A 7,122-nucleotide genomic window follows, 5' to 3' on the forward strand; every position below is an offset into this window, starting at 1 on the left:
CTTGTGTCTACCGGGACGTCGGTCGGCGGGGTTGGGTGCTCGGTGTCGTGGCTGTGCAGGTAGGCGGTGTAGTCGCGTTGGGCCAGTTGCGCCCACTGCGATGAGGTCGTAGAGCACAGTCCGAGCTGGGTTGCCAGGACTGCGGCGGGTAGGTCCGCGCCCAACGCGAGTAGGGCGTGGTTGCGGCTGATGCGGGTGGGAATACCTGCGGTGGTGAGCTTTCGGTTCAGTGTTCTGACGTGCATCGGGTGGTGGGCTGTTCTGCCCGGGAAGAGGTAATGTCCGCGGCCGTCCCGGGTGCGAGTGCGCGGGTCGGCGCAGACGGTGCCGGCAAGGGTGTCGATGAGCTCAGCGAGGCGCTCGGGTAGCTCGATAGGGTGACGTGCCAGCGTCACGTACCTCCGGTCGCGATCGTGGGTGAGCGACGAAGTGGTGAGGTTCTGCACCTGGGGGAGTCGTGCGCCGTAGAGCAGCACGAGTAAACCCGCGATGCGGGTGGGCAAGTCAGCGGAAGTGTCGCCGGAGAGCAGCGCGGCAATGGCGTGTTGGTGGGCGTGTTCGTCGCCGGTCTGCGACGGCGGTGGGGTGGGGTAACGGGTCACCGATAGGTCGGTGGCCAGTCCACGTTGCGTCAGCCACGTGATGAACCCGGCGATGTTGTTGGTGCGATGATGCTGTCCGTCGGTCCAGGCATCGAGCATCGGTTGGGTCAGGTCACTCACGGTGTGGCCGTGCTCGTCGAGGTGGGTCAGAAGCGAGATGGCGACGCGAATTTTGTTGCGGCCGGAGTCGGCGGCGGCGTGGGTGAACCGGCGACGGCGGGACCTGCGGCGAGCGCGCCGCAGGATGGCCCAATGCCCATAGGGGCGGATCAGCGCGCTGTGGTGGGCGGGCAACGCGGCGGCGGTCTCGTTGATCCACGTGTCGAGCCGTTCGAGGGCTTCATCGCGTTCGGGCAGTATGGCGGCCTCGATAAGCAGTTCGCGCAGATGGTGGCGCCCCCACCCCGGCGGGCACTGGTCGAGCACGGTGTGGCTCATGGGGTGCTCGCTGGAGGCCAGCGACCTCAGCAGCTGGCCGGTCGCGGGCTTGGTCAGCCACCTCAGCGTCGAGCGCGGCTGGCCACGGGCGGCAAGGAACGCCGGCAACTCCTCGAGGCTGTCGGGCATCGACCCCTGAGGTGTGGTGAGCAGGTCCCGGGCCTGCCGGATGATCGAGCAGCGGTGGCAGGTTCGGGCGAAATGATGTTGCCCCGTTCCGCCGCACGTTGCACACCGATAGTCCAGGTCAGAGCCCGCGCATGGACCGCAGATGCGTTGACTGGCAGCATTTCTGCCGATGAGTGCGGCGGTGGTGCCGCAGTCGGTACAGGACGCCGACTCGGACAGAGTCCGTCGATAGCAGCGCACGCATACTGGTCCCAAGGGCCACCGGGTGTGCACTTCACGGAGCAGTCCGCAACGTCTGCACGTCTCCTCGGGTGCTGTGGCGCAGCGCCGGCACAGGTCCACGGCGCCGGGGCGAGCTCTGATCGCGATCGGCGCGTGGTCGTTGCAGCGTCCGCAGAGGCGTGCCGGTGCGGTGTAGCAGCGCTGGCACAGCTCGCCGTCCTTACCGCTGGTCTTGATGTGGTCGATCTGTCCGCAGCCGGTGCAGCGGCGTTTGGGACGCGCACAGTGACCGCATAGCGGATCGCCTGCGGCCGTGCGTGTGCTGGGGGCGGTGCGCTTGCCGCAGTTGCTGCACGGTTCGCGGCGGCGGATGTTGTAGCAGGACCGGCAAATTCCCCCTTCGGGTGTGCGTTGGGATCTCGGGGCGATGGTGCCGCAGTCCGAACAGGGATACTTCGGCGGAGAGGCGACACTCACGACTCGGTGCCCGGTCGTCGAATGGTGGTGCGACGAGCGGTGATCGGTGTGACCCCTGCCGGTTTGCCGGCAGTCTTGCGGACTGTGGTGTCGACGATGTGGGGTTCGATCAGATCGTTGGGGGTGCACTCGAGGATGTCGCACAGGGCGACCAGGGTGTGCATGCTCAGCCGTTGCGGTTGTCCTGTCACCAGCCGGTACACCTGCTCGCGGGAGAGTGTGATGCCGCGGTCAGCGAGGTGCGGTTGCAGATCGGTGGTTGAGTACATGCCGTGGGCGGCCATCCTGGCTCGCAGATGCCACGTGTAGTCGATCTGCTTCATGTCGGGGTCCCGTCATTGAGGAGGTGGCCGTATCGGGCGTGGATGGACTGCATGAGCAGTCCGTTGCGGTACTCGTTGCTGACCCCGATGTAGACCGCCGTGGTCGAGGAGAATGCGTGGCCGACTTGTTCCTGGATGAATCGTTCGGTGTAGTCGAACTCCACCAGATGCGTGACGTAGGAGTGGCGCAGCGAGTGGAGGTCGAGTGTCGGGTCGATTCCTGCGGCGTCGCGGGCGGTGGCGAAGGCGGTGTTGAGTGCGCGCACTCCCAGTCGGCTGCCGCGTTCGGTGAGAAACAGTGCTGGGTGTCCGGTGTGGTCGAGCTCGCTGCGCACTTCGGTGAGGTAGTGGTCGAGGATGTCCACGATCCAGCTCATCTCCGGCACTGTGAGCACGGTGCGGCGTTTGGGCGGGCCGCCCCGGGACGCTTTGCCGTGCCGCACTGTCAGTGCCCCGAACCGACCGAAGGCTGGGAATTTCGAGTTCCTGCGGAGGTCAACGACGTCGCTGCGGGAAACCTCCTGCCGGCGTAGGCCGTAGGCGTAGCAGTATTTCAGTGCTACGGCGTCTCGCAGCGCCGGTATCGCTCCTTTCCGGCCGCGAGATCGGATCTGCGCGACCCGTGCGTCGGCGGCATCGAACAGTGCCTGGACCTCGTCGTAGGTCAGTGGCCGTCGACCGGGATCACCTTCGTACTCACCGATGTGGATGATGGAGTTGTCTTCGTGGAAGACCTGCACGGGCGCGCGACCGAACTGAGCAATGCACTCAGTAACCCAGTCGTAGCGGGCATCGAGCAGGTAGGCACAGAACAGGCCGATGTCCACCTCGTAGCCGCGGACGGTGGACAACCGAAGTGGGGTTGGGCCCGATCGAAGATGACTGATCCACGCTTCGCCCTCCTCGGGGGTCCACTGCCACGGATACAGTCCAGCGAACTCGGCGAGGCGGCGCACTAGCCGCGTTCGAGGACCGATTGTCGACTCGCGCAGGAACTTTGCCCGCTGCTGCTGAGCCCACCCGTCAACCATCGCATCGAACATCGCCCGTTCAGGATCGAGCTGCACAACATTCTGGGTCAGCGCTTGTCGCGCGCTGACAACGTCGTCACGTGTCACACCTATGTTGTATCAGATGCATCAATGATGCACGCAACTGTTCTGCTGCCTACGTGGGTGCGGTCTAGTGATCGCGACGCCTGAGGGTCGGCGCAGTCGATATGAGTTGGCTGACAGTCGGATTGGGCATGCACTCGACGGTCTACTTGGGCCGGTCCTCACGGTGGATTCCGCACCGACGTCGCAGACGGACTGGCCCTCGGCGTGCAGGGACCCCCACGTTCTTTCTCGACGACCAGCGGTGAGAACCCGCCTCAATCGACGACCTCACGCAGCCCCTTCACCAGGCTGCGACGGATCAAACCCCTTTAGGAAGTCCACACCGCCAGATGGCACTCTGTCGTATCGACAGAAGCGGTCTCCCACGTTTGCCGCGTTCCGCAAAGCTCCTACGAGGTACGAACTGCACCGACCCACGCTTTGATTGATCGTTGATAGCAGTTATCATCGGTATATGACGATGAATGAAGTTGGTGAGTGTTTCGTTTCGAACGGCACCGGATCGAATGTGGATGCGGCGGTGGCGTTGTTCCACAGCCTGTCTGATGGCACCCGCTTAGCGATCGTGCGTCGCCTAGCTACCGGGGAGGCCAGGGTCGCCGACCTCGTAACAGAGTTGGGACTGGCGCAGTCGACGGTGTCGGCGCATGTGGCATGCCTGCGCGACTGCCGACTGGTGGAGGGCCGCCCACAGGGCAGGCAGGTGTTTTACAGCCTCACCCGCCCTGAGCTGATGGATTTGCTGGCATCGGCGGAAACTCTGCTGGCTGCCACCGGCAGCGCGGTAGCGCTCTGCCCGAACTACGTCAGCGACGTCACCGATTCAGTCCAGGCCAGCAAGGAGAGTCTTCGATGAGCGATGCGTGCGGCTGCGGCCACGACGAACCCACCACCGACGAGACCGAGGAACACGCGCCGGAACACCTGTGGCAGGTCCGGGAACTCCAGTTTGCGGCAGTTTCCGGGGTGTTTCTGTTGGGCGCGTTGATTGTCGGCTGGGTCGGCGCACCCCGCGCGGTCGAGATCGGCCTCGAGGCGGTAGCACTGGCGCTGGGGGCCTGGACGTTCGTGCCTTCTACCCTGCGCCGGTTGGTGAAGGGACAGATCGGGGTCGGCACATTGATGACCATCGCCGCGGTTGGTGCGGTCATCCTCGGCGAGGTCGGAGAGGCGGCAATGTTGGCCGTCTTGTTCTCCATCAGCGAAGGCCTCGAGGAGTACTCGCTGGCCCGCACCCGCCGTGGTTTGCGGGCCCTGTTGTCGCTGGTGCCCGACCAAGCGACCGTGCGCCGCGGCGGCACTGACGTGATGGTGGCACCGAGTGAGCTACGCGTCGGCGACATCGTTTTGGTCAGGCCCGGCGAGCGGGTCGCCACGGACGGCGTAGTACTCAGTGGGCATACAGCACTGGACGTTTCGGCGATCACCGGCGAATCCGTCCCGGTCGAGGTCGGTCCGAAGGCAGAGGTGTTCGCCGGGTCGATCAATGGCACTGGGGTACTGGAAGTCGAGGTCACCACGACCTCCGAGGACAACTCGCTGGCCCGGATCGTCCGGATCGTCGAGGCTGAACAATCCCGCAAGGGCGCGAGCCAACGCCTGGCCGACCGGATCGCCAAGCCCTTAGTGCCCGGCGTGATGGTCGCCGCGGCCCTGGTCGCAGGGATCGGTAGTCTCGTTGGCGACCCGATGGTATGGATCGAACGCGCGTTGGTGGTGCTGGTCGCCGCGTCTCCGTGCGCGCTGGCGATTTCGGTGCCGGTCACCGTGGTCGCTGCGGTCGGAGCGGCAAGCAAGTTGGGTGTCCTGGTCAAGGGTGGCGCCGCGCTCGAGGCGCTGGGCAGGGTCCGCAATATCGCCCTCGACAAGACTGGCACACTTACCCGTAATCAGCCGGCCGTCATCGAAGTCGCTACCACAAACGGCACACGCGGAGAACAAGTCCTCGCCGTTGCCGCGGCGCTGGAAGCCCAAAGCGAACACCCTCTGGCGCGCGCGATTCTGGCCGCTACCGATCTGCGGATGGCGGCGGCCGAGGTCGAATCTGTCACCGGCGCCGGACTGACCGGCCTCGTCGGTGGCCGTCCCGCCCGGCTCGGCCGACCGGGCTGGCTAGACGCCGGTGAACTCTCGGACACAGTCACGGCGATGCAAGAAGCTGGTGCCACTGCCGTGCTGGTTGAATACGACGGCCAGCTCATCGGCGCCATCGCGGTGCGCGACGAGCTGCGGCCTGAAGCGGCCGAGGTGGTTAGCCACCTTCATCGGTCCGGTTATCAGGTAGCAATGCTCACCGGCGACAACACGGCCACCGCTACCGCCCTCGCCGCGCAAGCTGGCATCACAGACGTTCACGCCGAGCTACGACCGGAAGACAAAGCCCACCTGATCACGCAATTGCGCAAGTCGCGGCCGACAGCGATGGTCGGCGACGGCGTCAACGACGCACCCGCGCTGGCCACCGCAGACCTGGGCGTCGCCATGGGCGCGATGGGCACCGACGTCGCGATCGAAACCGCCGACGTAGCTCTCATGGGCGAAGACCTACGGCATCTGCCCCAAGCGTTCGACCACGCCCGCCGTGCCCGCCGCATCATGCTGCAAAACGTCGGGTTGTCGCTGGTGATCGTCGTCGGCCTGATGCCGCTGGCCCTGTTCGGCGTACTCGGCTTAGCAGCCGTGGTGCTTGTCCACGAACTCGCAGAGATCGTCGTCATTGCCAACGGTGTGCGTGCAGGCCGTGCGAAACCACTGACCGCCCCACCCGCAACCTCAGCCCCAATCACAGTGCCGGCGTAGGCAAAAGCAACTTCCATACCGGTGAGCACAACCCACACCCGGGTTGTGCTCACCGTGCTCGCCCTGCTTATTGCCGTCGGCGATCTGAGCCTATGACGCCCAATCTGGAACAGGCGCTTAAGCAAACTGTGAGGAACTCGATCGTTGGCGAGTCGACCTCGGTTCTCACCCAGCCAATGTTGCATCAGCTGGCAATAAATCCCGTTCGGCGAGTGCCTTGACCCGGTCGGGGCGGAATCCCGACCAGTGCTCACTGCCGGCAACCACGACGGGGGCTTGCAGGTAGCCCAGGCTCATCACGTAGTCCCGGGCGGCGGCGTCGGTGCTGATGTCAACCACCTGGTAGTCCAGTCCCTGCTTGTCCAACGCTTTGTAGGTGGCGTGGCATTGGACGCAAGCGGGCTTGGTGTACACAGTGATCGTCATTTCTGAAACCTTTCTATCGGTGGCTGTTTGCTTTCTTCTATTCTATACCTAATGGGCTGTATATGCAAGGGCTGCAACGTATTTCAGTGTTGCGGGAAAAACGCCTAGACATGCTGTTAGTGGTCCTTTGAATGCCCCCACCTTGTCTATTCCGGGATTCTTTTGATTTGTGCGGAAATATCCACAGAAACGCGCACCGAATACCTTCGGAATTACAGGGGGTTGCGTGGCTGCGCCGGTAGGCAAGAGGGCTCCGGCCCTCGGGATGGCTGCTGGCGGCGCAGAGAGTGGCGGGGCCGGGTCAGCGGATGGTGGTGATGAGTGCGCTGGGCGTGGTGTGCAGGGCGCGAGCGATCCGGGTGAGTGTGACCACGGTCGGCGCGCGCTCACCGGCCTCGATGCCGCGCAGGAAGGTCCGGCTGGTGCCGACGGTGCGGGCCAGTGCTTGCTGGCTGATCTTGAGTTCGGTGCGGCGGGCGACGATCGCTGCTCCGACGGCGGTCATGACGGCGGTCTCGTCGACGCTAATTGCGGACGGTTCGCTCGACATGGATTCGGGCCTCTCGGGGGCGGTGGGTGGTTGTGTGG

6 protein-coding genes and 2 pseudogenes are annotated in these 7,122 nt (G+C 64.8%); 3 read left to right on the forward strand and 5 right to left on the reverse strand.

Annotation, left to right across the window (positions count from 1 at the left end):
• The 3 genes and pseudogenes from Q9R39_RS24150 to Q9R39_RS24160 form a co-directional block, all read right to left on the reverse strand.
• Positions 1 to 1,169 (reverse strand): annotated as a pseudogene (locus Q9R39_RS24150) (hypothetical protein); the annotation flags it as partial.
• A 695-nt stretch (positions 1,170 to 1,864) separates the two neighbouring features.
• Entirely contained in the window at positions 1,865 to 2,191 is a 327-nt protein-coding gene (locus Q9R39_RS24155; RefSeq protein ID WP_035755478.1) for a helix-turn-helix transcriptional regulator, read from the reverse strand.
• Positions 2,188 to 3,234, reverse strand: a complete 1,047-nt coding sequence (locus tag Q9R39_RS24160) for a site-specific integrase (protein WP_035755480.1) — start codon at positions 3,232 to 3,234, stop codon at positions 2,188 to 2,190. Before Q9R39_RS24160 ends, Q9R39_RS24155 begins: the two co-directional genes overlap by 4 nt.
• Positions 3,235 to 3,355: 121 nt before the next feature.
• On the opposite strand from Q9R39_RS24160, the pseudogene Q9R39_RS24165 reads away from it, so the two are divergent.
• The 3 genes and pseudogenes from Q9R39_RS24165 to Q9R39_RS24175 form a co-directional block, all read left to right on the forward strand.
• Positions 3,356 to 3,478: pseudogene (locus Q9R39_RS24165) on the forward strand (transcriptional regulator); the annotation flags it as partial.
• A 285-nt stretch (positions 3,479 to 3,763) separates the two neighbouring features.
• Positions 3,764 to 4,165: a helix-turn-helix transcriptional regulator gene (locus tag Q9R39_RS24170; RefSeq protein WP_035755482.1), complete on the forward strand. Its 402-nt coding sequence runs from the start codon at positions 3,764 to 3,766 to the stop codon at positions 4,163 to 4,165.
• The gene (locus tag Q9R39_RS24175; protein WP_035755484.1) at positions 4,162 to 6,108 is read left to right on the forward strand and encodes a cation-translocating P-type ATPase; all 1,947 of its coding nucleotides are present in this window, start codon (positions 4,162 to 4,164) and stop codon (positions 6,106 to 6,108) included. Before Q9R39_RS24170 ends, Q9R39_RS24175 begins: the two co-directional genes overlap by 4 nt.
• A 165-nt stretch (positions 6,109 to 6,273) precedes the next feature.
• Here Q9R39_RS24175 and Q9R39_RS24180 read toward each other — a convergent pair whose 3' ends face one another.
• Positions 6,274 to 6,534, reverse strand: a complete 261-nt coding sequence (locus tag Q9R39_RS24180) for a redoxin NrdH (RefSeq protein ID WP_051406002.1) — start codon at positions 6,532 to 6,534, stop codon at positions 6,274 to 6,276.
• Positions 6,535 to 6,835: 301 nt separating this feature from the next.
• Positions 6,836 to 7,122: helix-turn-helix transcriptional regulator (locus Q9R39_RS24185; RefSeq protein ID WP_311278412.1), on the reverse strand; the 287-nt coding region annotated here is incomplete at its 5' end.

Source organism: Gordonia sp. AC31 (assembly GCF_031844505.1).
Classification (GTDB): domain Bacteria; phylum Actinomycetota; class Actinomycetes; order Mycobacteriales; family Mycobacteriaceae; genus Gordonia; species Gordonia hongkongensis.